This window comes from Jiella mangrovi (assembly GCF_017815135.1).
GTDB classification, from domain to species: domain Bacteria; phylum Pseudomonadota; class Alphaproteobacteria; order Rhizobiales; family Rhizobiaceae; genus Jiella; species Jiella mangrovi.
In genome coordinates, this window is sequence record NZ_JAGJCF010000010.1 from 78,503 (window position 1) to 102,729 (window position 24,227).

General features: G+C 65.6%; 25 protein-coding genes. 16 read left to right on the plus strand and 9 right to left on the minus strand.

The features are described from left to right. Nucleotides 1–45: 45 nt before the first annotated feature. Nucleotides 46–1,062, minus strand: a complete 1,017-nt coding sequence (locus J6595_RS14240) for a polyprenyl synthetase family protein (protein ID WP_209595237.1) — start codon at nucleotides 1,060–1,062, stop codon at nucleotides 46–48. After that, a complete protein-coding gene (locus tag J6595_RS14245; RefSeq protein ID WP_209595325.1) occupies nucleotides 1,056–1,415 on the minus strand; it encodes a hypothetical protein in 360 nt (119 codons plus the stop codon). Before J6595_RS14245 ends, J6595_RS14240 begins: the two co-directional genes overlap by 7 nt. On the opposite strand from J6595_RS14245, the gene J6595_RS14250 reads away from it, so the two are divergent. From J6595_RS14250 to J6595_RS14270, 5 genes are all read left to right on the plus strand, one after another. Beyond that, the gene (locus J6595_RS14250; protein ID WP_209595238.1) at nucleotides 1,402–1,629 is read left to right on the plus strand and encodes a putative signal transducing protein; all 228 of its coding nucleotides are present in this window, start codon (nucleotides 1,402–1,404) and stop codon (nucleotides 1,627–1,629) included. The genes J6595_RS14245 and J6595_RS14250 overlap by 14 nt on opposite strands. Before the next feature lie 43 nt (nucleotides 1,630–1,672). Continuing rightward, entirely contained in the window at nucleotides 1,673–2,506 is an 834-nt protein-coding gene (locus tag J6595_RS14255) for a tRNA1(Val) (adenine(37)-N6)-methyltransferase (protein ID WP_209595239.1), read from the plus strand. 104 nt (nucleotides 2,507–2,610) lie between these two features. Then, nucleotides 2,611–3,486 carry a S49 family peptidase gene (locus J6595_RS14260; protein ID WP_209595240.1) on the plus strand — a complete coding sequence of 292 codons (876 nt, stop codon included), beginning with the start codon at nucleotides 2,611–2,613 and terminating at the stop codon, nucleotides 3,484–3,486. 116 nt (nucleotides 3,487–3,602) lie between these two features. Next, a complete protein-coding gene (locus J6595_RS14265; protein ID WP_209595241.1) occupies nucleotides 3,603–3,785 on the plus strand; it encodes a hypothetical protein in 183 nt (60 codons plus the stop codon). Nucleotides 3,786–3,919: 134 nt separating this feature from the next. Next, nucleotides 3,920–5,089, plus strand: a complete 1,170-nt coding sequence (locus J6595_RS14270; RefSeq protein WP_209595242.1) for a zinc-dependent alcohol dehydrogenase — start codon at nucleotides 3,920–3,922, stop codon at nucleotides 5,087–5,089. An 82-nt stretch (nucleotides 5,090–5,171) separates the two neighbouring features. Here J6595_RS14270 and J6595_RS14275 read toward each other — a convergent pair whose 3' ends face one another. Continuing rightward, nucleotides 5,172–5,603 (minus strand): winged helix-turn-helix transcriptional regulator, encoded by a 432-nt coding sequence (locus J6595_RS14275; protein WP_209595243.1) that lies wholly within the window; start codon nucleotides 5,601–5,603, stop codon nucleotides 5,172–5,174. 108 nt (nucleotides 5,604–5,711) lie between these two features. Here J6595_RS14275 and J6595_RS14280 point away from each other — a divergent pair, with 108 nt between their 5' ends. Further along, entirely contained in the window at nucleotides 5,712–6,557 is an 846-nt protein-coding gene (locus tag J6595_RS14280; RefSeq protein WP_209595244.1) for an SDR family oxidoreductase, read from the plus strand. 97 nt (nucleotides 6,558–6,654) lie between these two features. On the opposite strand, the gene J6595_RS14285 is transcribed toward J6595_RS14280, so the two are convergent. Then, nucleotides 6,655–7,551, minus strand: a complete 897-nt coding sequence (locus J6595_RS14285; protein ID WP_209595245.1) for a DMT family transporter — start codon at nucleotides 7,549–7,551, stop codon at nucleotides 6,655–6,657. 139 nt (nucleotides 7,552–7,690) lie between these two features. Here J6595_RS14285 and J6595_RS14290 point away from each other — a divergent pair, with 139 nt between their 5' ends. From J6595_RS14290 to J6595_RS14310, 5 genes are all read left to right on the plus strand, one after another. Continuing rightward, nucleotides 7,691–8,269 (plus strand): bifunctional transcriptional activator/DNA repair enzyme AdaA, encoded by a 579-nt coding sequence (locus tag J6595_RS14290; protein ID WP_209595246.1) that lies wholly within the window; start codon nucleotides 7,691–7,693, stop codon nucleotides 8,267–8,269. Between the two features lie 73 nt (nucleotides 8,270–8,342). Then, nucleotides 8,343–9,269 (plus strand): class I SAM-dependent methyltransferase, encoded by a 927-nt coding sequence (locus J6595_RS14295; RefSeq protein ID WP_342453202.1) that lies wholly within the window; start codon nucleotides 8,343–8,345, stop codon nucleotides 9,267–9,269. After that, entirely contained in the window at nucleotides 9,266–10,006 is a 741-nt protein-coding gene (locus J6595_RS14300; RefSeq protein ID WP_209595247.1) for a pseudouridine synthase, read from the plus strand. Before J6595_RS14295 ends, J6595_RS14300 begins: the two co-directional genes overlap by 4 nt. Before the next feature lie 204 nt (nucleotides 10,007–10,210). Next, on the plus strand, nucleotides 10,211–10,822 hold the full coding sequence (locus J6595_RS14305; RefSeq protein WP_209595248.1) for a LysE family translocator: 612 nt from the start codon (nucleotides 10,211–10,213) through the stop codon (nucleotides 10,820–10,822). Between the two features lie 225 nt (nucleotides 10,823–11,047). After that, complete coding sequence (locus tag J6595_RS14310) at nucleotides 11,048–12,040, plus strand: glycine--tRNA ligase subunit alpha (protein WP_209595249.1); 993 nt, start codon at nucleotides 11,048–11,050, stop codon at nucleotides 12,038–12,040. Nucleotides 12,041–12,098: 58 nt separating this feature from the next. Here J6595_RS14310 and J6595_RS14315 read toward each other — a convergent pair whose 3' ends face one another. Both J6595_RS14315 and J6595_RS14320 read right to left on the minus strand, forming a co-directional pair. Then, nucleotides 12,099–12,527 carry a type II toxin-antitoxin system VapC family toxin gene (locus tag J6595_RS14315; protein ID WP_209595250.1) on the minus strand — a complete coding sequence of 143 codons (429 nt, stop codon included), beginning with the start codon at nucleotides 12,525–12,527 and terminating at the stop codon, nucleotides 12,099–12,101. Continuing rightward, nucleotides 12,524–12,775: a type II toxin-antitoxin system prevent-host-death family antitoxin gene (locus tag J6595_RS14320; RefSeq protein WP_209595251.1), complete on the minus strand. Its 252-nt coding sequence runs from the start codon at nucleotides 12,773–12,775 to the stop codon at nucleotides 12,524–12,526. The genes J6595_RS14315 and J6595_RS14320 overlap by 4 nt, the downstream gene beginning before the upstream one ends. 250 nt (nucleotides 12,776–13,025) lie before the next feature. On the opposite strand from J6595_RS14320, the gene J6595_RS14325 reads away from it, so the two are divergent. The 5 genes from J6595_RS14325 to J6595_RS14345 all read left to right on the plus strand — a co-directional run bounded on the left by J6595_RS14325 (nucleotide 13,026) and on the right by J6595_RS14345 (nucleotide 19,770). Next, entirely contained in the window at nucleotides 13,026–16,448 is a 3,423-nt protein-coding gene (locus tag J6595_RS14325) for a helicase-related protein (RefSeq protein ID WP_209595252.1), read from the plus strand. Next, on the plus strand, nucleotides 16,438–16,887 hold the full coding sequence (locus tag J6595_RS14330; RefSeq protein WP_209595253.1) for an RNA-binding S4 domain-containing protein: 450 nt from the start codon (nucleotides 16,438–16,440) through the stop codon (nucleotides 16,885–16,887). The genes J6595_RS14325 and J6595_RS14330 overlap by 11 nt, the downstream gene beginning before the upstream one ends. A 209-nt stretch (nucleotides 16,888–17,096) precedes the next feature. Beyond that, complete coding sequence (gene fdxA, locus J6595_RS14335; RefSeq protein WP_209595254.1) at nucleotides 17,097–17,435, plus strand: ferredoxin FdxA; 339 nt, start codon at nucleotides 17,097–17,099, stop codon at nucleotides 17,433–17,435. A 524-nt stretch (nucleotides 17,436–17,959) separates the two neighbouring features. After that, nucleotides 17,960–18,571, plus strand: a complete 612-nt coding sequence (locus J6595_RS14340; protein WP_209595255.1) for a CarD family transcriptional regulator — start codon at nucleotides 17,960–17,962, stop codon at nucleotides 18,569–18,571. Nucleotides 18,572–18,903: 332 nt separating this feature from the next. Beyond that, on the plus strand, nucleotides 18,904–19,770 hold the full coding sequence (locus J6595_RS14345; protein ID WP_209595256.1) for an RNA polymerase factor sigma-32: 867 nt from the start codon (nucleotides 18,904–18,906) through the stop codon (nucleotides 19,768–19,770). Between the two features lie 245 nt (nucleotides 19,771–20,015). Here J6595_RS14345 and J6595_RS14350 read toward each other — a convergent pair whose 3' ends face one another. The 3 genes from J6595_RS14350 to J6595_RS14360 all read right to left on the minus strand — a co-directional run bounded on the left by J6595_RS14350 (nucleotide 20,016) and on the right by J6595_RS14360 (nucleotide 24,140). Further along, entirely contained in the window at nucleotides 20,016–21,530 is a 1,515-nt protein-coding gene (locus J6595_RS14350; protein ID WP_209595257.1) for a M48 family metalloprotease, read from the minus strand. Nucleotides 21,531–21,735: 205 nt separating this feature from the next. Next, entirely contained in the window at nucleotides 21,736–22,485 is a 750-nt protein-coding gene (thiQ, locus tag J6595_RS14355; RefSeq protein ID WP_209595320.1) for a thiamine ABC transporter ATP-binding protein, read from the minus strand. A gap of 29 nt (nucleotides 22,486–22,514) precedes the next feature. Next, complete coding sequence (locus J6595_RS14360; protein WP_209595258.1) at nucleotides 22,515–24,140, minus strand: thiamine/thiamine pyrophosphate ABC transporter permease ThiP; 1,626 nt, start codon at nucleotides 24,138–24,140, stop codon at nucleotides 22,515–22,517. Between the last annotated feature and the right edge of the window lie 87 nt (nucleotides 24,141–24,227).

Consider the following 24,227-nt stretch of genomic DNA (forward strand, 5'->3'; position numbering starts at 1 on the left):
CGGCGGCTGCGAGTCGTGGTCTCACGCAGCCGTGTCCGCATCGCGTCAATTCAACCGATCGATGCAGAAATCCACGACGCCGAGCATCGCCTCGCGCGCCGGCGACGGCGGCAGGCTGGCAGCAGCGCCATAGGCGGCTTCGCCATAGGTCCTTGCGCGCCCGATCGTCGCCTCGAGGGCGCCGTGGCGCTGCATCAGCTCCTTGGCGTGGAGGAGAGCCGCGTCGTCGTTCTGGCCGGTTTCCATCGCAGCCTGCCAGAAGGTCCGTTCTTCCTCGTCGCCCTTCTCATAGGCGAGGATCACCGGCAGGGTGATCTTGCCCTCGCGAAAGTCGTCGCCGGTGTTCTTGCCGAGATCGGCGGCGTTGCCGCCATAGTCGAGGACGTCGTCGACGAGCTGGAAGGCGAGCCCCAGCGAGCGGCCGTATTCGCGCATCGCCCGGCGCTCGGCCTCGCCCTTGCCGGCGATGACCGGGCCGACTTCGGTGGCGGCGGAAAACAGCGCGGCGGTCTTGGCGTCGATGACGGCGATGTAATCGGCCTCGCTGGTGGTCATCTTCTTGGCGGCGGCGAGCTGCCAGACCTCACCCTCGGCGATCACCGCCGAAGCTGCGGACAGGATCGCCAGAGCATCGAGCGAACCGACCTCGACCATCATCTTGAAGGCCTGGCCGAGAAGGAAATCGCCGACGAGGACGCTCGCCTGATTGCCCCAGATCGTCCGGGCCGTGCTCTTGCCGCGGCGCATGTCGCTCTCGTCGACGACGTCGTCATGGAGCAGCGTCGCGGTGTGCATGAATTCGACGGAGGCGGCGAGCTTGACGTGGTCCTCGCCCGAATAGCCGTGGGCCAGCGCCGAGGCGATGGTCAGCATCGGCCGCAGGCGCTTGCCGCCCGAGGAGATCAGGTGCTCGGCGATTTCCGGGATCAGTTCGACATTCGAGCCCGCCATCGCCAGGATGAGATCGTTGACGCGCGCCATGTCGTCCTTGCTCAGCGCGAGTATCGGATCGATCGACCCTCGGGTCTGCCGCTGTGCGGCGCGGATGGCCAAGCTCACCATGCTTCTCCGTTGATTCGAGCACTCAGCGCCGGTTCTGGTGCGCTGCAATAGGGCCTTGACGCATCGTCCGGCAAGTCCGGTTTCAGCCCGATGCCATCATTGGCGGCCGGACGGTCTTTGAAGGCGAAGATGGCACGATCGGGCCACACGTCCATTCGATCCGTTCGGGGCGAAGCAAATGTACCGCCGCAAGCGGCCGTCGCGAAGGGCTCACCGCTTGATGCATATGGTCGCTTGAGCGCCGTGTCGAAGCATTCGCCCTCGACAAGCGGCGCAGCCACGCCGAAAGATGGCGGGTGTTTCGCCCGGCCCGGCGAAGACGAGCGGGAGAATATTTCCATGAAGGAACTCATGCGGTCCAATGATGCGGTTCTCATATCCTTCGTTGACGCGTTGCTCAACGACGCGGACATCCCGCATTTCGTCGCCGATTCGCATATGAGTATCCTCGACGGCTCGATCGGCGTCCTGCCGCGCCGGGTTCTGGTCGATCCCGACCACGTCGACCAGGCGCGCCGGATCCTGCGCGATGCCGATCTCGGCCACGAACTGCCCGAGGCCAGCTGAAGCGGTGGAACGTTCGGACGCCGAGACGGAGAGGCTGGCAGGAATGAGCGAAACGCCGGCAACGAAAGCCGAGGCGGTCGCGCCGGTCACAGCTCGGATCGACGGCCGGCCGGTGCGGCTCGACGCCTTTTATGACGGGGCTTTCGCCGTTTTCCAGCCGCAGGGCTGGGGTTACCGGTCCGGGCTCGATGCGCTTCTTCTGGCCGCCTGCGTTCCCCATGAAAGGGCCGGCCGCATCGCTGATCTCGGCGCCGGGTCGGGCGTCGTCGGCTTTGCCGCGGCCCACCGCGCGCCCGGCGCCGCGGTGATGCTCGCCGAGGCCGAGCCGGTGATGGTCGAACTCTGCCGCAGTTCGATCGACCAGCCGCAAAACCTGAAGCTTTCATCGCGTCTGTCAGTTGCGACGATCGACATCGGCGCGCCGCGAAAGATCCGGGAGGCCGCCGGCCTTCCCGATTCGGCCTTCGACCTCGTCCTCACCAATCCGCCCTTTCACCCGGCCAATCATCGCCGGACGCCCGATCCGGTGCGCGACCGCGCGTTGTTCGCTTCCGCCGACATGACGCTCGATCGATGGGTTGCCGTTGCGGCCGCACTCCTTGCTCCGGGGGGACGGCTGGTGACGGTGTTGCGGGGCGATCTCCTCGCCGGCGCGCTGAAAGCGCTGAGGGGAGGGCTCGGCGGGCTGACGATCCTGCCCGTCCACACCAAGGAAGGCGCCCCCGCCGAGCGGGTCGTGATCGCTGCGAAGAAGGGCTCACGGGCGCCTTTGAAGCTGCTTGCCGGCATCGTCCTCAATGACGCGGCCGGCCGTCCGACGGCACTCTGTCAGGATATTTCCAAGGGCACCGCGACGCTCGATCTCGCGCGCAGCTGAGCGGCGTTCGGTCGCAACCCGGGCGCTCTGCCGGCAGCCGGCGTTTGCGAAGGCCCGGCGAGTGCTTAGATGGATGGGACCTATCGTCGAACCCAACCGAAGGCATGGCCTTGCGAAACCTCTTCAAGAAACTCGTCCCGAAACGCTTCCGCAAGGAGGGCGTGACAATTCCGGTCGTCAGGCTTTCCGGCATGATCGCCGCCTCCAGCTCGCCGCTTCGGCAGGGTCTTTCCATCGCCACTGCCGCGCCGCTTCTCGAAAAGGCCTTCGGCGAGAAGAGCGCGCCGGCCGTCGCCATCGTTGTCAATTCGCCGGGCGGCTCGCCCGTCCAGTCGCGGCTGATCTTCAAGCGGATCCGCGATCTCGCGGCGGAGAAGGAAAAGACCGTTCTCGTCTTTGTCGAGGACGTGGCGGCGTCCGGCGGCTACATGATCGCCTGTGCGGGCGACGAGATCATCGCCGATCCCTCCTCGATCGTCGGCTCGATCGGCGTGGTTTCCGGCTCCTTTGGCTTCGTCGAGGCGATCGCCAAGCTCGGGATCGAGCGCCGCGTCCACACGGCCGGCCAGAACAAGGCGACGCTCGATCCGTTCCAGCCCGAGAAACCCGAGGACGTCGCCCATCTGAAATCGCTGCAGCTCGAGGTGCACGACACCTTCATCGATCTCGTCAAATCCCGCCGTGGCGCAAAGCTCAAGGAAGACGACCAGATGTTCTCCGGCCTGTTCTGGTCCGGCAAGCGAGGCCTCGACCTCGGGCTCGTCGACAGCCTGGGTGATCTGCGCGAGACACTGCGTTCGCGCTATGGCGAGAACGTCCGGATCGATCTCGTCTCACAGGGCCGCTCGCTTTTCGGCCGCAAGCCGAAGGGGATCACCGCCGGCTTCGAGCCGGATCTCGCCGGCATCGGCGCCGGCTTCGCCGATCGGGTGGTCTCGATCGCCGAGGAGCGGGCGCTCTGGGGCAGATACGGGCTCTGACGAGTTGGGCGCAAGATCTGCAGTGGAGCAGCCTGCGCCGCAGATGGTGAATTGCCGCAACCGGTCCGAGAGCGCATAATGATCGATGAAGGTGCTTTTCGGAGATGATGGAAGCGATGCCCCAGCTCATTCTTCTGGGCCTCGTCAGTGCAGCCGCCTGGCTCGGCTACAAGCAGATGGCGAAGGATGCCGAGAAAGTGTCCGAACGCAATCGGCAGTCGGAGGCGGAGGTGCGCAACGGCGCACAGGGCACGCTCGTGCGCGGGCCGGACGGCATTTATCGTGTCCGAAAGGACTGAGGGTTTCCTGAAGCTGCCTTGCCTGGTAGCCGCCCACCCGTAGCCGCCTGCACAAACAGCAGGGACAATAGGGGAACATGACGGTTCGCCTTGGGATTGCTCTTCCCGGATATTGAAACCCCCGGAGTTGAGCAATGAAAGCTATTACCTGGCACGGCAAGCACGACATGCGCTGCGAGACCGTTCCCGATCCAAAGATCGAGGATGGGCGCGACGTCATCATCAAGATGACGGCCTGCGCGATCTGCGGCTCGGACCTGCATTTTTACGACGGCTTCATGCCCGGCATGGAATCGGGCGACATCGTCGGCCATGAATTCATGGGCGAGGTGATCGAGACTGGCCGCGATACCACGAAACTGAAGGTCGGCGACCGCGTGGTCGTGCCCTTTACCATCGTCTGCGGCGAATGCGACCAGTGCAAGCGCGGCAATTTTTCCGTTTGCGAGCGGTCCAACCGCAATGCCGAGATGGCGGCAAAGATGTTCGGCCACCCAACTGCCGGCCTGTACGGCTATTCGCATCTGACCGGTGGCTATTCCGGCGGACAGGCTGAGTATGTCCGAGTGCCCTATGCCGATGTCGGCCCGGTGAAGATCCCGGACGGACTGTCGGACGAGGAGGTGCTGTTCCTCGGCGACATCCTGCCGACGGGTTGGCAGGGCGCCAAGAACTGCGACATCAAGCCGACCGACACGGTCGCCATCTGGGGTGCCGGCCCGGTCGGCCTGTTTGCCCTGCAAAGCGCCATTATTCAGGGAGCGAGGCAGGTCGTCATGATCGATGAAGTGCCCGAGCGCCTCGCGATTGCCCAGCGGATGGGCGCGATCACCATCGACTTTCAGAACGAGAGCACGGTCGAGCGGCTAAATGAGTTGACCGGCGGCAAGGGGCCGGACGCCTGCATCGACTGTGTCGGCATGGAGGCCCATTCAGGCTACGAGGCCGAGCATCTTTACGACCGTGCCAAGCAGATGATCATGGCCGAGACCGACCGGCCGCATGTGCTGCGCGAGATGATCTATGTCTGCCGTCCGGGCGGAGTCATCTCGGTGCCGGGCGTCTATGGCGGCCTGGTCGACAAGATCCCCTTCGGTGCGGCGATGAACAAGTCGCTGACCTTCAGGATGGGACAGACCCATGTCAACAAATGGGCGGACGATCTCCTCGGCCGTATCCAGGAAGGCCAGTTCGACACGACCTCATTCATCAGCCATCGCGGCACGCTGGAGGACGGGCCGGAGCTCTACAAGACTTTCCGGGACAAGACTGACAACTGCACCAAGGTAGTGCTGACGGCCTGATCCGTCGAAGCTCATCGATTGCAGGCAAAAAAGCGGCGGATGCCCCACGTGTCCATCCGCCGCTTCGGTTTTTCACTACGATCTACTCGGCCGCGAACGTCTGATCGCCCCTCATCGCGGCGATCTTCGGCATCGCCGTCTCGATCCATTCGGCCAGCGCCGTCACCCGCTCCGATGCCTCCTGGCCGAGCGGCGTCAGGCTGTATTCGACATGGGGCGGCACGACGTCGCGGGCGACACGGTCGATCATTCCATCCGCTTCCAGCCATTGCAGTGTCTGGGCCAGCATCCGTTCGCTGATGCCGCCGATGGCGCGGCGCAGCTCGCTGAAACGGTGAGTGCCCGTACCCAGAACCATCAGCACCAGGACGCCCCACCGGCTGGTGACATGTTTCAGCACCTCTCGGGAGGGGCAGGCTGCGGCAAGGACGTCGCCACGCATCAGGCGCTCGGCCAGCGGCCCGTCGCTCGCAGCGTGAGCAGTTGGCGGTCGGTACTGGACAGGGCGGGACATCCGGAAAGCCTTCAAGGAAAAAATTGACGCTTACAGAAATGTACGTACTTACGAAAAATTAGCAAGGCGACTATCTCGGCTCGATCGTCAACGAAGGAGATCGATCCCATGACCCTCGCAATCACCGGCGTCACTGGCCAGCTCGGCCGTCTGGTCGTCGCCGCCCTGAAAAAGAACGGTGTGTCAGAGCCGATCGTCGGCATCGCTCGCTCGCCGGAAAAGGCCGCCGACCTCCCGGTCGAGGTGCGCGCCGGCGATTACGGCGACAAGGAAGCGCTTGAGGCAGCCCTTGCGGGCGTCGACACCCTGCTCCTGATCTCGTCGAGTGAAGTCGGCAGCCGCGTCGCGCAGCATCGCAATGTGATCGAGGCGGCCAAGGCCGCCGGCGTCAAACGCATCGCCTATACCAGCATCCTCCATGCCGACACCTCGCCCCTGGGCCTGGCCGAGGAACACCGCGCGACGGAGGCTTTGATCCGGGAATCCGGCATGGCCTACACCTTGCTCAGAAACGGCTGGTACACCGAGAACTATGCCGCCTCGATCCCCGGGGCTCTTCAGGCGGGTGCTTTTGTCGGAAGTGCCGGCGAGGGCCGGATCGCCTCGGCGGCGCGGGCCGACTATGCCGAGGCCGCTGCCGCCGTCCTCGCCGGCCCGGGCCACGACGATGCGGTCTACGAGCTGGCGGGTGAGGGCGCCTATACGCTCAGCGAATTTGCCGCGGAGATCTCCCGCCGAGCCGGCCGCGAAATCCCCTATCGCGACCTGCCCCAGGCCGATTATGCGGCGCTGCTCGTCTCGGTCGGGCTGCCGGAGCCCCTCGCCGCGATGCTCGCCGACAGCGATGCCGGCGCGGCGAAGGGCGGCCTTTACGGCAACGAGCCCGACCTCGCGCGGCTGATCGGCCGGCCGACGACACCGATGGCCAAGGTCGTCGAAGCGGCGATGGCCTGACGCGGCCAGCCGAAGACATCGCTGGAAACAAGGCGGCGGCGGCAGAAATGCCGCTGCCGGCCGGTAATGACGCAGCGGATTTCGTCGATCGGCATTGTCAGGGCCTGCCTCGAAGCCTCGCCAGAACAGGCTCGAGCAAACCGGCCGACGTGATCAGAGCGACGCCGCCAAACTCGCGCAAGCCGAACGGCTCTCTTGCCCAGATGGCAGCCGTCACGGTGCCGGCGCTGATCTCCGTCATGAACAGGATCGCCAGAAGGCCCGGGCTGAGAACGGTCGCGCCCCACATGATCGCGAAGGCCGGGGGAATGACGAGGACGAGGACGACCGGAACGATCCACGGCAGGACCGCGCGGATCGACTGCCAATCGGGAAAATGCGTTGATCCTTCGAGAGGCAGCGCGGTCAGGGCAAGCGCCGCGACGCTTCCCCAGATGAAGTAGGACAGAGCGAAATCGATGCCGTTGCCGCCTTCGTCCGACTTCATCCAGACCGCGGCGATGGCCCAGACGACACCAGATGCCAGGCCCATGAAGTCGCCGGGTCCGAGCGTGACGGCAAATCCCGTGTCGACCTTCAGAATCAGGAGGAGGCCGATCAACCCCAGGCCGATCGTGCCCCAGCGCGCCCCGGTGATCGCCTCGCCGATCACGATCCGCGCCAGGAGCGTGCTCCACAGCGGCGTCAGATAATAGAAGAGCAAGGCCCGGACGACATCCGTGAAGACGAGCGAAGCCGCATAGAGGACCAGCGCGGAGCCGGCGAACATGCCGGCGAGATGCAGCGACCATCCGCCCGCCATCAGCCGGCGCCGACGCCACAGGATGATCGGCGCCACGAGGATTGTCGGCAGGAGATAGAACAGGACGATCGCCCAGACGCCCGCGATCCCGTTCTGATCGAGGGCTCTCAGCGGAATCCAGAAGCTCCCCCAGACGAGGCCTGACAGGGCGACGGCCAGCATCGCCAGATGTTCGGTGCCGGATCTTGTCACGAAGGGCAGCTCCACGGATCGTCACGCAACGCGGTTCGGTTCGTCTGTTCGCATGGATGGGCCCCGCAAGCTGGCGGTTTTCGGACCTTGAAATCGATCGGGTTTCGACAAGCCGGCAGTGATCGGATAGCCATGTGCCATGCTGGATTTTCAGACCTGCGAGGCAGCGAGGCTTTCGCGCGATCCAAGGTTCGACGGGGTGTTCTTCGTCGGCGTCAAGACGTCGAAGATCTACTGCCGCACCGTATGTCCGGTCCGGCAGCCCTTGGCGAAGAATGTCGTCTATCTGCCGACGGCGTCGGCGGCCGAGGCCAAAGGCTTTCGGCCCTGCCGAAGATGCCGGCCGGAAACGGCGCCCCGATCTGCCGCCTGGAACGGCACTATGTCGACCGTCGCGCGCGCCCTGAAGCTGATCGAGGAGGGGGCGCTGAACGAGGCGGGTGTCGCGGCGTTCGCGGAGCGGCTCGGCATCGGCGAGCGGCATCTGTCGCGGCTGTTTGCCCGGCATGTGGGGGCAACGCCGCTTCAGGCGGCCAGAAACTCGCGCCTCAAACAGGCCAAGCGGCTGTTGGACGAAAGCGACCTGAAGATCGCCGAGATCGCCTTTCAGGCCGGGTTCGGCAGCGTTCGCCAGTTCAACGCGACTTTTGCGGCAAAATACCGTTGCTCGCCATCGAGGTACCGGAAGGAGCGCGGCAACGGGTCTCGCACGGGCTGAGAACGCTATGAGCAATCGTCCGTCGATGGTGACGGGCTTTTTGCAAAGCCGCCAAAGCTGCTATGGCAGGCGCGTGACCGAACTTGCCCCCAATCCCTCGCCCCGCAGCGCCGTTTATGGCGCGCCGCCCCTCGACCTCGTGGACGTCCCCGACGGCGCCGTGCAGCTCTCGCCGCTGAGGCCCGGCGCGGCGGCGCTGGAGAGCCTGCCCGACGGCAGCATCGATGACCTCGTGATCGCGGCACCCGCCGGCTCGATCGAGCGGCGCTTCGTGCTCGCCCATGGGCTGCGCGCGCTTTCGGCCGGCGGCACGCTGACGGTCTCGGCGGCGAAAGACAAGGGCGGCCAGCGCCTTCGCGCCGAACTCGAAGCCTTCGGCTGCGACGTCGCCGAGCGCTTCAAGGCAAGGCAGCGCATATGCTCCGTCCAGCGTCCCGAGGCGCCGCAAGGACTTGCCGAGGCGATCGCAGCGGGCGCGCCGGTCACGCTTGAGGACATCGGCCTTCGCTCCCAGCCCGGCATCTTCTCCTGGAACCGGGTGGATCCGGGCTCGGCCCTGCTCGTCCGTCACCTCCCGGAACTGGCGGGTCGCGGCGCCGATCTCGGCGCGGGGCTGGGCATCCTGTCGATCGCCGTCCTGAAATCTGCGGCCGTCACGGAACTGACCCTCGTCGAGATTGATCGCCGCGCCGTCGAGGCAGCAGGGGCGAATGTCACCGATCCTCGGGCAAAATTTGCCTGGTCGGACGCGCGCGAGACGCCGCTCACCGAGCTTGATTTCGTCGTCTCCAATCCTCCGTTCCACGCGGAGGGGATCGAGGATCGCGGCCTTGGCAAGGCCTTCATCGCCGCCGCCGGCCGGATGCTGCGCCGCTCCGGCACGCTCTATCTCGTCGCCAACCGGCACATGCCCTATGAGGAGGGCCTGCGCGCCGCCTTCCGGAGCGTGACCACGGTGGCGGACGAGGCCGGCTACAAGATCTTCGAGGCCCGCAAGTGACGAAGACGCCGACCTCGCGGCTCGACAAGCTTCTGGCCAATATGGGCTACGCCTCGCGGCGCGAAATCCAGATGCTCGCCAAAAACGGCCATATCCTGCTGGACGGCGCTCCCGTCGCGAAAGCCGACACGCGCATTGCTCTCACGCCCGACCTCGAAACCCGCCTTGTGGTCGACGAAGAGCCGCTCGATCCCCTGCCGGGCTTTGCCCTGATGGTGAACAAGCCGCTCGGCGTCACCTGCTCCCACAAGGAGGCGGGGCCGTTGATCTACGATCTCCTGCCGCCCCGTTGGCGGCGGCGCGACCCCGCCATCTCGACGGTCGGCCGGCTCGACAAGGGGACCTCCGGCCTCCTGTTGATGACCGACGACGGCGCGCTGCTCCACCGCATCATTTCGCCGAAACACCATGTCGCCAAACGCTACCGCGCCCGTCTCGCCCGGCCGCTGACCGGCTCGGAAGTCGACCTCTTCGCCGCCGGCACGCTGATGCTGGAGGGCGAGGAAAAGCCGCTCGCCCCGGCACAGCTGGAGGTCGTCGGCCCGCAGGAGGCGCTTTTGACGGTGCACGAGGGCCGCTACCACCAGGTCCGCCGCATGTTCGCCGCCACCGGCAACCACGTCGAGACGCTCCACCGGGAGTCTGTCGGGGGCTTGGGGCTGCCGGTCGATCTGGAGCCGGGCGCGTTTCGCCGGCTGGGCGAGGCGGATCTGGCGGCGATTTTCGCTGCCGGGTAGGGCGGCGGCCGAGGCTCTGGACAAAGACAATGGATGCCTTATCCGCCCGCGGCGTCGGTTCGGGTTTGCTTTGCGTGATGGGCCGACCGTTTCCGACCCATTAGAGACGTTCACAGGGCGCGGTACGAACGGCCGCTTAGAGCCCCATGATGTCTTTCGTAGCTTCTTCACTATAATGTTCTCTCGGGTGAACAGGATGCGGTTATGACGCTTGAGCAGCTTCTCCTTTTTCTTCCGGCAGCGCTGCTTCTGGGAGCATCGCCGGGAGCGAACAATCTGCTGGCCTTCGTTTCGGCAACAAAGGCTGGATGGCTTCCGGCTGCCAAAGGCATTTTCGGTCGGTTGACGGCCTGGGCGGTTCTTGTCGTCTTGGTCTCTTTGGGGCTCGACGTGTTGCTACGCACGTCCGAGGTCGCCTTCGTCGCCCTGAAGTGGGTCGGCGTCGCGTATCTTCTCTACCTCGCATGGCAATTCTGGACTGCGGATGTGTCAATAGAGATAGAAGCTCCTGAGGTGCCTACACTTATGCGTCGCGAGGCTCTAACGCTAATGGGCAACCCCAAGGCCTACCTCTTGCTGACCGCCTTCCTTCCTCAGTTTGTGAACGATGGCGTCACTCTCATGCCGCAGCTATTCGCGCTTGGTGCGATCTACCTGCTGGTGGAAGGCGTGGCCGCGCTTCTATGGGTTTCGGCGGGGAGTTTAGTCGGAGCGCATGCCCTTACCCCTCTACGGCGCAGGATCATCAACCGCGCCTCGGCTGGATTGATGGGGACTGCCGCTCTCCTGCTTGCGCGAGCGGAGAAGGCAGCATAGCGGCGACGCGCGGGCGTTCGCATCGTTAGCTTGAACAGCTCCGTCCGCATTGCTGCCATTGGTTGATGTACCTACCAATGACAGGTTTCCACCCATCGCAGCCATCCGGCGGGCCGCACCCGCCCACCCAAACCTTGACCCGCCTCCCGCCACCATGGCAACTCGCGTCCGACCCTTCTCGCCCGCCGCGCTCGTTCCGCGGGCTCCAAGCCGGACCGCTTCGAAATGTCAGATATCGCCCCCCACATGGACCCGCGCCGTTCCTTCCAGGCGCTGATCCTGACGCTGCATCGCTACTGGGCCGATTACGGCTGCGTGGTGCTGCAGCCCTACGACATGGAGGTCGGCGCCGGGACGTTTCATCCGGCGACGACGCTGCGCGCCTTGGGTCCGCGGCCGTGGAACGCCGCCTATGTCCAGCCGTCGCGGCGGCCGAAGGACGGGCGCTATGGCGAAAACCCTAACCGGCTGCAGCATTATTATCAGTATCAGGTGATCCTGAAGCCCAACCCGTCGAACCTGCAGGAGCTTTATCTCGGCTCCCTCAAGGCGATCGGCGTCGACACGGCGCTGCATGACATCCGCTTCGTCGAGGACGACTGGGAGAGCCCGACGCTCGGCGCCTGGGGGCTCGGCTGGGAGTGCTGGTGCGACGGCATGGAGGTCTCGCAGTTCACCTACTTCCAGCAGGTCTGCGGCATCGAATGCGCCCCCGTCGCCGGCGAGCTGACCTACGGGCTCGAGCGTCTGGCGATGTATGTCCAGAACGTCGATAACGTCTACGACCTCAACTTCAACGGCCGCGAGGGCGCGGAAAAGGTCACCTATGGCGACGTCTTCCTGCAGGCCGAGCAGGAATATTCCCGGTTCAATTTCGAGATCGCCGACACGAAGATCCTGCACCAGCACTTCATCGACGCGGAAAACGAGTGCAAGGCGATCCTGGCGGCGGGGGACCCTTCGAGGCTCGCTTTGCTCGCACCTCAGGGTGGGGAGGGCGAAGTGGCAGACGGCGGCGCGGCGCTGCTTCATCGCTGCGTGCTGCCGGCCTACGACCAGTGCATCAAGGCCTCCCACGTCTTCAACCTGCTCGATGCCCGCGGCGTCATCTCGGTGACCGAGCGCCAGAGCTACATCCTGCGGGTCCGCAATCTCGCCAAGGCCTGCGGCGAGGCGTTTCTCAAGACCGATGCGGGCGGGGCGAACTGGCAGGGCTGAGATAAATGGAAGCAGATCGACACGTCCTGCCGGGCGGTGTTCCTGCAGTGCTGGTCGCCTAACTCGGACTCTGCACGAACGGATCAATCACGGTGACCTCGGGAAAGCGAAAATCCCGCATGTTCCTGGTGAGCACCACGAGTCCATGGACTGCCGCCGTCGCGCCAATCAGGCTGTCATAGCTCTCGGTGCCCGCCTCGGCCTGCATGGCGCCGCAGAGCATCGCCTCCGTCGCGCCGAACGGCAGGATGCGGCCGTTATAGGCAGGCAGGACGCTGCCGGCGAGCCAGCGGTCCAGGACGGCCGCATCGTCGGGTGAGCGGCGCGCGAGGCGCAGGATGCCCCGGCGGATCTCCAGGATGGTGATCGCCGACAGGTAGAAGGCGCGCGGTGGAACTTCCACGAACCACCGCTGCATGAGCGGATCGGCCCGACACCCCTTGCGCGCTTCCGAGAGGACGATCGTGTCGACGAGGTACGTCGTCAAAAGGTGACGTCCCGGCCAACAAGGGCAGGGCGCTCGAAGTCGAAGTCGATGCCGGCGGCCTCCTCGCTGGCGAGAAGATCGAGCATGGTAGGCCCGGCCTTCTCGCCGCTCATCCGCCGGAATTCCGCGTGGGTCATCAGGACGAAGGCGGGTCTGCCCCGATCGGTGATGACGACCGGCGCGACAGCGGCGGCGCGCTTTGCCGCCCCGATGTCCTGATTGAGCTCACGTGACGAGATCGTGGCCATTTCCGCCTCCTTGTAGTAACAAAATAATATGTTACTACACTTTATCGGTCAAGTGGGTCGGTCGTGACCGAAGATGCGAGCGGCCCCTCGCCGTGGTGTCGGCGTGCTGCATCCGTGCGTGCGGCGAGTCGTAATATCGGCTTGCATCGTCGTCGAGGCTTTTGCATTGCCCTCCAACGCACTAGGTAAGTGAAACACCAGCGAGAGCCTTTTCCTCGCTGACCCGCCGCGATCCGCAATCGACGGGCTCATGAACCGACTGACGTTTCCACAGCCGATACCCGCAAGCCGCCCCTCCGACGCCACCGTTACGGCCGTGCTCGGGCCGACCAACACCGGCAAGACGCATCTCGCCATCGAGCGGATGATCGCCCATGGCTCGGGCACCATCGGCCTGCCGCTCAGGCTCTTGGCGCGGGAGGTCTATCAGAAGGTCTGCGACCGGGTCGGCGTCGCCCATGTCGCGCTGATCACCGGCGAGGAGAAGATCCGGCCGCCCAAGGCGCGCTATTTCGTCTGCACCGTCGAGGCGATGCCGCGCAATCCGGGCACCGCCTTCGTCGCCATCGACGAGGTGCAGCTCGCCAGCGATCTCGAACGCGGCCACGTCTTTACCGATCGCATCCTGACGGCGCGGGGTTTTCAGGAGACTCTGCTCCTCGGCGCCTCGACCATGCAAGGGGTGTTGCGTCAGCTGATCCCCGGCCTCGGGACGCAGACGCGGCCGAGGCTGTCGAACCTCGTCTATGCCGGCTCGAAGAAGATCACCCGGCTGCCGCGCCGTTCGGCGATCGTCGCCTTCTCGGCCGACGAGGTCTACGCCATCGCCGAGCTGATCCGCCGGCAGCGCGGTGGTGCGGCGGTGGTTCTCGGCGCGCTGAGCCCACGCACCCGCAACGCCCAGGTCGAGCTCTACCAGAATGGCGAAGTGGACTATCTCGTCGCCACCGACGCCATCGGCATGGGCCTCAATCTCGACGTCGATCACGTCGCCTTTGCCCAGGACTGGAAATATGACGGCTTTCAGTACCGCCAGCTGACGGCGGCCGAATACGGCCAGATCGCGGGGCGCGCCGGCCGCCACGTGCGCGACGGCACCTTCGGCGTGACCGGCAAGGTCGATCCCTTGCCGGACGAGCTTGTGGAGGCGCTGGAGGCGCATTCCTTCGCTTCGGTGAAGGTCCTGCAGTGGCGCAGCGGCGAGCACGACTTCTCCTCGCTCGATGCCCTGAAGGACAGCCTGGAGCGTCCGCCGCCGAGCGAATCGCTGACCAAGGCGCTGCCGTCGGTCGATCAGCGGGCGCTGGAATTTCTGTCGAAGGTTCCCGATATCGCCCAGCGGGCGCGGGGCGCGAAACGTGTCGAGCTCCTCTGGGAGACCTGCAAGCTTCCCGACTATCGCCGCATCGCGCCGGCCCAGCACGCCGAGATCATCGCCTCGATCTATACCGACGTCGCCGAGAACGGGCGTGTCTCGGAAGACTACATGGCGGCCCAGGTCAAAAGGGCCGATCGCACCGAGGGCGATCTCGACACCCTGTCCCAGCGCATCGCCGAAATCCGGACCTGGACCTATATTTCACACCGCCCGGACTGGCTTGCCGATCCGACACACTGGCAGGAAAAGACGCGCGACATCGAAAATCGTCTGTCCGACGCTCTTCACGACAGGTTGACGAAACGGTTCGTAGACCGCAGGACAAGCGTCTTGATGAAGCGGCTGAGAGAGAACGCATTCATGGAAGCAGAGATCGCCGGCGATGGAACGGTGTCGGTCGAGGGCCACGCCGTGGGCGAACTGCAGGCTTTCCGCTTCTCCGCCGACACCAAGGCGGAAGGCGCGGACGGTCGTGCCGTGAGGACGGCGGCGCAGAAGGCGCTGGCCGGCGAATTCGAAAAGCGCGCCGAGCGTTTTGCCAATTCTCCGAACGGTGATCTGGCGCTCGGCTCGGATGGGCTGGTGCGCTGGCTCGGCGCACCGGTGGCGACGCTGACGGCCGGCGAGGATCCGCTGAAGCCGCGCGTGGTGCTGCTGGCCGACGAACAGCTGACGGGCCCGATGCGCGACATGGTGGCGAACCGTGTCGAGCGCTACGTGACCTATCAGGTCTCGACCGTTCTGAAGCCGCTCGCCGATCTCAAGCAGGCCGAGGGGCTCGAAGGGGTCGCGCGCGGCCTCGCCTATCGCCTCGTCGAGGAATACGGCATTCTTCAGCGCCGCGACGTCGCCGAGGAAGTGCGCGCCCTCGATCAGGCGGCTCGTGCGGCGCTGCGCCGCTATGGGGTTCGTTTCGGCGCCTATCATATTTTCGTGCCGCTTCTCATCAAGCCGGCGCCGGCGAGCCTTCTGACGCTGCTCTGGGCAATACAGAACGACGGCCGTGAACGGCCGGGCTTCGGCGACGTCACACATCTGCTTTCGACGGGCCGCACCTCGGCCGTCGCGGATACGAACTTCGATCCGATCTTCTACAAGCTCGCGGGCTACCGGCTGCTCGGCCGGCGCGCCGTGCGCGTCGACATTCTGGAGCGGCTGGCCGATCTCATCCGCCCGGCTTTGTCCTGGAAGCCCGGCTCCGGCAAACGGCCCGAGGGCGGCTATAACGGTTCGCAGTTCCTGGTCACTCCGGCGATGATGTCGATCCTCGGCGCGACAGCCGACGACATGGACGAAATCCTCAAGGGCCTCGGCTACCGGCCGCAGCCCATGCAGGCCGAGTCCGTCGAAGCCGAGCTGTCGCGTCTCGACGACGAGGCGATCGCCAGGGAAGCGGCGGAACAGGCCGAGGCTGCGCGAAAGGCAGCGGAGGCCGCGGCCAGCGCCGAGGCGCCACAGGTGCCCGATGTCGCAGCCGAGAGCGGCGAAGCCTCTGTGGAAGCCGGCAGCAGTGACGCTGTCGCGGCATCTGAGGACGCAGCGCCGAGCGCGCCGGCAGAAGACGCCACACAGGCCATCGCCGCTGCCCAGTCGGGTGATGCCGATGGGCAGGCCGCGCAAGCGGCTGCGGCGTCCGGCGCGGAGGTTGCTTCCGCAGACGCGGACGCTGCTTCGGCGGACGCTCCCGCGAGCGAGCCTGCCGGGGTGGAAACCGCACCGGCCGGTGAGGCCGCCGCGCCTGCTGCCGCCGCCGAGCCGGCAGTGCCCTTTGCCGATAGGGCTTCGGATGCTGCCAGCGAGACACAGCCGGCAGCTGACATCGAAGCCACGCCCGGCGACGCGGCGGCAGAGACTGCCGCCACCGCGGCGGCCGAGGCTCCGGCGGAACCGGCCGAGCCGAGGATCGTCCAGGTCTGGCGGCCGCATCGCGGCGATCGCCAGCCGGGCCAGAACCGCAACAATCGGCGCACACGCGGCTCCGGCCCGGGACGTCAGGGCCATCAGGGTCAGGGCGAAGCGGGCGACGGGGCCGCCGATGCCGGGCAGAGCCGGGGTCGGCAGAGATTTGCCCGCCGTCACGAAAATGCCGACGGCGAGGGCCGCCAGCAACGCTTCGGCAAGGGCGGACCAAAGGGCAAGGACCAGAAGGGCAAGGATTTCGGCGACCGGGGCAACCGCGGTCCGAACCGCGACAAGGGCGACGGCGGCAACCGCCGGGACAAGGCGCCGCAGCGGATCGATCCCGATTCGCCCTTCGCCAAGCTCGCGGCTTTGAAGGAAAAGCTTGGCCGCTGACGAGAACGAGCCGGGCGCGGGTGGCCCTGTCGGCGGCGCCGGTTCGCAGCGTCTCGACAAGTGGCTGTTCTTCACCCGCATCGTGAAGTCCCGAACGCTCGCCCAGAAGCTGGTCTCGTCCGGCGGCGTGCGCGTCAATCGCGACAAGATCACCAATCCGGCCCGTCAGCTGCGGGTCGGTGACACGCTGACGATTTCCTATGCGAATGCGGTCAGGGTACTGAAGGTGCTTGGTCCCGGTGCAAGGCGGGGCCCGGCCAGCGAGGCGGTTCTGCTTTACGAGGACCTTGCGCCTCCGGACGCGGACCGTCGCGCCGGCGCGTCCGGCGACGACAAAGTGTCCGCGCGGCGGCCGGACGCTCCGGAGGCTGGAAATCCGCGGCCTTCGAAGAAGGATCGTCGGGCGCTGGCAAGGCTGAAGGGCGGCGGACCGGCATAGTCCTTTGCGCGGATGTGCCGCCCGGCGGGGCGGACGGCCCGGCGGGAACAAGTTTGCCGCATCGGCCGAAAGAACGAAATGCTTTGCGCTTGCAAGCCAAAAGGCGAGTGGCTAGGTCCAGAAGCGATTGATGACGCCGGTTGCACATGGCCGGCTTGGGCAAGTGGGTGGCTGGCCATTTCGGGCAGGCAGCCTCGAGAGGAAGACACATGACTTACGTCGTGACCGACAATTGCATTCGCTGCAAATACATGGACTGCGTCGAGGTTTGTCCGGTCGACTGCTTCTACGAAGGCGACAACATGCTCGTCATCCATCCGGACGAGTGCATCGATTGCGGCGTCTGCGAGCCCGAATGCCCGGCCGAGGCGATCAAGCCGGACACCGAGCCGGCCCTCGACAAATGGCTGACGCTGAATGCGGAATATGCCGACAAGTGGCCGAACATCACGATCAAGCGCGACGGCCCCGAAGACGGCCCGAAATTCGACGGCGAAGAGGGCAAGCTGGAGAAGTATTTCTCTCCCGAACCCGGCCAGGGCGACTGACGCCGTGACGGGCCGATCCCGTCGCCCTCAGATGGCGGTCGGCGATTGACGGGGTAACGCGACGGTCGCGGCCGGCGGGCTAGCCGGCGGCCGCTTTTGTCGGCCTATTCTCGGGGCGTGGTTAAGATCACGCGTGTCGTCAGCAGCCGAGTCGTCCGGAATACGGGCGATTCGCTCGCTGCAATGCAAACATGCGACATCCCCCCGAAATCCTTGAATTTTCCGGCGGATTATTGTAAGCTGTCAAATACAGTCGGGTGCTACGGCACTGCAACGCCCATCTCCATGCTGGGAAGGAGCGTTATTCCGAAAGGATGTTTCCCCCGCGCAGCCTCAGTCGGCGGTTCTTCGAGCGAACCGATCGTTGCGACGTTGCCTGCGTCAAGCCGGGAAGCTTCGTGCCGTCGCACGACTGCGATCTGTCGATCCTTCTGGAGGGATCGTCGCAAACCGGTGACCCTCGAGCCACCGCCCGTGTCTAGCGGCTGTTTCGGCCCGGCACAACAGGGAGTTAGAAAAAGCGTATGAGCAGTCCCAAGAAGGCAACGGCAAGCCAGGGTTTCAAGACTGGCGAGAGCATCGTCTACCCGGCACATGGTGTTGGCGAGATCGTCGCGATCGAGGAGCAGGTGGTTGCGGGCATGACGCTCGAGCTGTTCGTCATCGACTTCGAAAAAGACAAAATGCGACTGAAGGTCCCGGTTGCCAAGGCGAAATCCGTCGGCATGCGCAAGCTCTCGGAGACCGATTTCGTCGAGCGTTCGCTGAAGGTTGTCCAGGGCCGTGCGCGCGTGAAGAAGACCATGTGGAGCCGCCGCGCGCAGGAATACGACGCCAAGATCAACTCCGGCGACCTGATCCAGATCGCCGAGGTGGTTCGCGATCTGTATCGCGCCGAAAGCCAGCCCGAGCAGTCCTATTCAGAGCGTCAGCTCTACGAGGCGGCCCTCGGCCGGATGGCGCGGGAACTCGCCGCCGTCAACGAGGTCTCCGAGACCGAGGCCGTGCAGCTGATCGAGGTCAACCTGAACAAGGGGCCGAAGCGCGGACCGAAGGGCGCGGAGGCTGATGAGGCCGACGACGGCGATGAGGCCGAGGAGGCGACGACCGCCACGACCCAGGAAGAGGCCGCCTGAGCTTCTGGCCGGTCCCGGTCCGAGGCCGCTGAGCGCTGTTCGGCGGATCCGGCGGGGTGAAGGCGCCGGTACGAGAATCCGGGATGCGAAATCGAGACCGGCCGCTTTCGAAGCGGCCGGTCTTTTTTTTGTCGTGCGGTAATGTTACAAACATTGAAGAAAGCGTTATCGCAATGAAACGCTTGCCTTTTCCCCCTCCCTCCCTACATCGCTCCAAAAAGTTTTCCGTTTGTGGAACGTTTGGAAGCCGTCCGCGTTATTCCGGAACCCGGAGCGTGTGTCCCCCACACGCCAGAGGCATCAAAAGCCGTTCTGACCGACCGGAGGGTCCTATGAAATCTCAGTCTGCTCGTCGCACCATGATCCGCGCCGCGATGGCCGCACCCTATCTGCAGAGGGAAGAGGAGTACGATCTCGCCGTGCGCTGGAAGGAGCAGGGCGATCAGGAAGCCCTGCACAAGATCACCTCCGCCCATATGCGTCTCGTGATTTCCATGGCCTCGAAATTCCGGCATTTCGGTTTGGCGATGAGCGACCTGATCCAGGAGGGCCATGTCGGGCTTCTCGAAGCCGCCGCCCGGTTCGAGCCGGAGCGCGAGGTGCGCTTCTCCACTTACGCCACCTGGTGGATCCGGGCCTCCATCCAGGACTACATCCTGCGCAACTGGTCGATCGTGCGCGGCGGCACCTCTTCGGCTCAAAAAGCTCTGTTCTTCAATCTGCGCCGTCTGCGCGCCCGGCTCAGCCAGGGCTCCGAGAGCCTTTCCGGCACGGCGATGTATCGCGAGATCGCGACAGCCCTGAAGGTTTCCGAAGGTGATGTCGCGCTGATGGATTCGCGTCTGTCCGGTCCCGATTCTTCGCTGAACGCGCCGCTCATCGAAGATGAATCCGGCTCGGCAGATCGCCAGGACTTCCTCGTTTCCGACGCGCCGCTGCCCGATGAGATGGTCTCGACCTCCATCGACGACGAGCGCCGCGTCACCTGGCTGAAAAGCGCGCTCGACGTTCTGTCCGAGCGCGAACTCAAGATCATCCGCGAACGCCGGCTCCAGGACGACGGCGCGACGCTGGAAGCGCTCGGCACCAAGCTCGGCATTTCCAAGGAGCGCGTCCGCCAGATCGAGACCCGGGCACTGGAGAAGCTGCGCATCGCGCTGCTCGAGACCAATGCCGACCGCGCGGCTTATGTCGCCTGAATGAGCTGATCTGACCTATCCGATTGCGCAAAAGGCGGGGCGTTCGGCATCGAACGCCCCGCCTTTTGTTTGGATCACTGCCGACCGCCTCGGTCGTCTCGCGCCGGGCGATGTCACCGATCTCACCGTCAAGCTCGTCCTCCTCGTCCTCGCTCCATCTCGGGCATAGAGGGCCGATGGGTGGCTATGAGCGACGCCATGCCGGGAGGAGAATTGCCGCGTCTCGAGGGGCGCCGCGCCGGCGGCTATTCCGCGACGATCTTGTATTTCTCGCCGCTTTTCACGGCGTCGTCGGGGCCGAGCTCGTTCAGGAGGCGGAACATGCCCTCCTTGCCCTCGACGCCCATCATCCGGGACGAGAGCGTGTCGGCGGTGTCGCCCGGGCGCGCCTGGACGATGCGGATGCGCAAGGGCTTCAGCTCCGCCTTTTCCTGCGCCGAAAGCTGGTGGAACGTATCGGCGGTCTGCGAGGCGATCTGGCTGGCGTTCACGGAGGATTTCGCCGGAACGGCCGTCAGGAAACGATAGACCTGGCCGCCAAGGCGCACGACCGTGACGTCGAAATTGTATTCGCCGCCCCGCGCTTTGGCCGACACCGCTTCGAGGCCATGGATCTGGCGCTGGCGCACACTGCCGGGCTCGAGCCCGCCGATCCATCCCGAATTGACGTATTCGACGAGGCTGCGGTTCTGCGGCAGCGCCACGCCGTCGAAGCGGATCGCCGTGTCGTCCGGCCCGGTCGCCATGACCGCCTCGGCGGTGTTGTCGAGGGAAAAGCCCTTGGGCACGGTGAAGGTGATGCCGAGGCCGGGATGCAGGAAGGTGCGCTCTCGCACATAGCCCTCGACCGCCGAATCGCCGAACAGCATCCCGTCGATGCCCGCGAGATAGCGGTCGCGATCACGCTTGCCGGTGCCGGGAGGGCCCTCGGTGCGCGCCAGCCGCTCGGCCAGCTCGATCCGCTGCGGCGCAGAGGGATGCGAGGCGAGGAAATCGAGATTGGGGTTCGACGCCTGAAAGGCGTTGCGCATCTTCGAATAGGCGTCCATCGCCCGCAGGAACCGCGCGGCCGCGAATGGATCGTAGCCGGCCCGCGCGACATGCTTGATGCCGAGAGCGTCCGCCTGGAGTTCCTGCTGCCGGGAGAACTGGGCCAGGCTGAGCTTGCCCTTGGCCAGCGCGATCTGCCCGGCCGATTCGTTGTCCAGCACTTCCGAGACGACGCGGCTCGCAAGCTCCGCCGCCTGTTCGCGCTGCTGTCGCTGGATGCCGTGATTGGCGGTGATGTGTCCCATCTCGTGGCCGATCACCGCCGCCACCTCCGACGAATCGTTGGCAAGAGCGAGAAGGCCGCGCGTGATGTAGACATAGCCGCCCGGCAGGGCGAAGGCGTTGATGTTGGGCGAGTTCAGAATCGTGATGCGGTAGGCCCGGTTCGGATCGTCGGTCGCCGCCGCCAGCCTGCCGACGATGCCGGCCAGGGTCTGCTCGAGCTTGGGGTCTGAATAGGCCCCGCCATAGGCCGCGAGGATCTTCGGATGCTGGGTGCGGCCGATGACCGACTGGGGGTCGCCCTCCTGCGCGGTCTCGAAGGTGATCGGCTGACGCGTGGAGGTATAGCCCGCCTGCAGGCTCTCGGTCTTTTCGTTGGGGCCGAGATTGTCCAGGCCGGCCTCGATGGTCGTGCAGCCGGACGCGATGGCGAGCACAGCCAAGGCGGCAAGTCGCAGGAGCGCCCGCAGATTCTGCCCGATCGTCATGTTATGCCGTGATGCTGTCATCGACGCGATTGACGCCTCGTCCGTCCCGACCGCGACTGCAAATTCGCCGCACTGCTTCTTGCAACTAAACGAATCGGCCGCCTCCACGAAAGCGCGGAAAGGCAACATGGCCAAACAATTCGCGGAAAGGAATCCCCTCGCTTCCCTCGACTTGGCAGTAGAGAAGAATTCCGCCGGAAATGCGTCACACATTTTCTCCCGGCAAGCCGAGATAACGTGAGACGCGGGCGTCCGCACCGCCAGACAACATCTGCCTCGCCGGTCCGATCGCCACGATCTCGCCCTGCTCGAGATAGGCGACGCGATCGGCATGGGTGGCGGCATCCTCCGGGTGATGCGTCACCATGACGACGGTCTTCGGCATGCCGCCGCCGCGCCGGCGCAGCTCGGCCAGGAGTTTCAGCATGTCGGCGCGCAGGGCCGGGCCGAGGGCCGCAAAGGGCTCGTCGAGCAGGATCAGCGGCTGTTCGCGCAGAAAGGCCCGGGCCAGCGCCACCCGCTGGCGCTCCCCGCCGGACATCTCGGACGGCAGCCTTTTGCCGTAGCCCTCAAGGCCGACGGATGCGAGTGCTGCCTCCACCGCGCGCCGATCGGCTTTCGAGATCCACAGGCGCGGCGAGATGCCGAGCGCGACGTTGCGGAAGGCGTCGAGGCCGGGAAACAGGTTGTTTTCCTGAAACAGCATCGAGAGCGGCCGCTCGGCGGGCGCAAGCTCTGTGACGTCGCTGCCGGCGATCCGGACCTGACCGGACGCCGGCCTCAGAAACCCGGCGACGAGATCGAGCAGCGTCGATTTGCCGGCTCCGCTCGGCCCGATGAGAGCGAGCCACTCGCCGGCTGAGACCCGAAGATCGAAATCCATCCGCGTCTCACCATGGGCGAACCGCACTCCGTCGAGAAGGAGCGCGGGCTCGCAGCCGTCATTTCGCGGCATCCCGCCATCCATTTCCTGCGCCGCCATCGTCACGCTGCCACGTCCTTTCGATGCGCAAATCCGCGTTCGACGGTCGCCATCACGCAGACGGCGATCAGGCCGAGAATGAGGGCGAGGCCGGCGGCGTCGGCTGTCCGGTAGCTGCCCATGCGCTGGAGCAGGAGATAGGGCAGGGTGACGAAGTCGTTCGAGCCGTAAAGCGCGATCGCGCCAAGATCGCCGAAGGACAGCGCCGCGGCGAAGGCAAAGGCAAGCGCCAGCGGCCGGCGCATGGCCGGCCAGTCGACGAAGGCGAGACGGGCAAAGCCCGTGAGGCCGACGCTCTCGGTGAGCTTTCCAGTGTCGGCATTGGCCTGCCGAAGCGCCGGGCCGACGATCCGCACGATGAACGGCATTGCCATCACCGCATTGGTCGCCACCACGACATAGGGGCCGGCAGCCAGAACGTCGGTGACCTGGCGCAGCGCCAGGAACCAGCCTGCGCCGACGATCACCGGCGAGACGACGAGAACGAGGCTCGTCGCGGTTTCGAGCGAGATCCGGATGAAACGGCGAAGAACGCCTGGCCGCTTGGCATGGGCGAGCGCTTCGATCGCGAGGAGAACGAGAACCGAGACGAAGAGGGAAAGGCTGGCCGCGGCGAGCGAGACGCCAAGGCTCGTCAATGCGGCGCGCTGGACCGCGCCTTCCGTGACGAGGCGCGGCAGATCGGCGGCAAGGCCGGACAGGACGATGGCGATGAAGGGCGCCGCGACGAACAGCGTTCCCAAGGTAACGAGTGCGGTATCGAGGCTGCCGCGAACGTGGCTTTTGACATCGAAGCGCCGGGACTTTCCACCGAGGCCGAAGCCGCCGGCCGGATCGCGGCCGAGAAGAAGCGTTGCCAGAAGGACGAGTGTCGTCAGGACGATCTGGATCACCGACAGGCCGATCGCCCGGGCCGGATCGAAATCGTAGCGCAGCGCCTGATAGACCGCGACCTCCAGCGTCGTCGCCGCCGGCCCGCCGCCGAGGACGAGGACGATGGTGAAGCTCGTCACGCACAGCATGAAGATCAGCGCCGCAGCGCCCGGAAGCGTCTGCCGCAATGCCGGCCACTCGACGAGGCGAAAGACCGTGAGCGGCGGCAGCGCCAGCTGGCCGCAGAGCTTCCAGCTTTCGGCCGGCACCCGGTCGAGGGCGGCGACGATGAGCCTTGCGGCAAGCGGCATGTTGAAGAAGACATGGGCGATGAGGATGCCGGTGAGACCATAGACCTCAAGACGCCCGAAGCCGATGCTCGCAAGGGCGCGGGAGACGACGCCGTTCTGGCCCCAGATCGTGATGATCGCCAGGGCGCCGACGAGGACCGGCAGCGCCTGGGGGAGCAGAAACAGACGCAGGATCAGCGGCTTGCCGAAAAACCGCGCACGATGCAGCGCCAGCGCGAAGGGGATCGCGATGAGAACCGACAGAAGCGTCGAGAGCCCGGCCTGAAGAAGCGTGAAGCCGAGAATCGCGCGGACATAGGCATCGCCGAGAAGGTCGGCGAAATCCGGCGCTTGGTCGCCGGCACCAAGCAGCACGACGAAGCCGCCGAGGAGAAAGGCGATCGCGAGAATGGCCGCGGCGATGCCCGCGCCGATGCGAATGCTGCGGTCGGTGCTGGTGTTCATGGGAGGCTGGAGGGCGTTGAGGATGTGCTGGCGTGAGGGACCCCCCTCTGCCTGCCGGCATCTCCCCCACAAGGGGGGAGATCGATA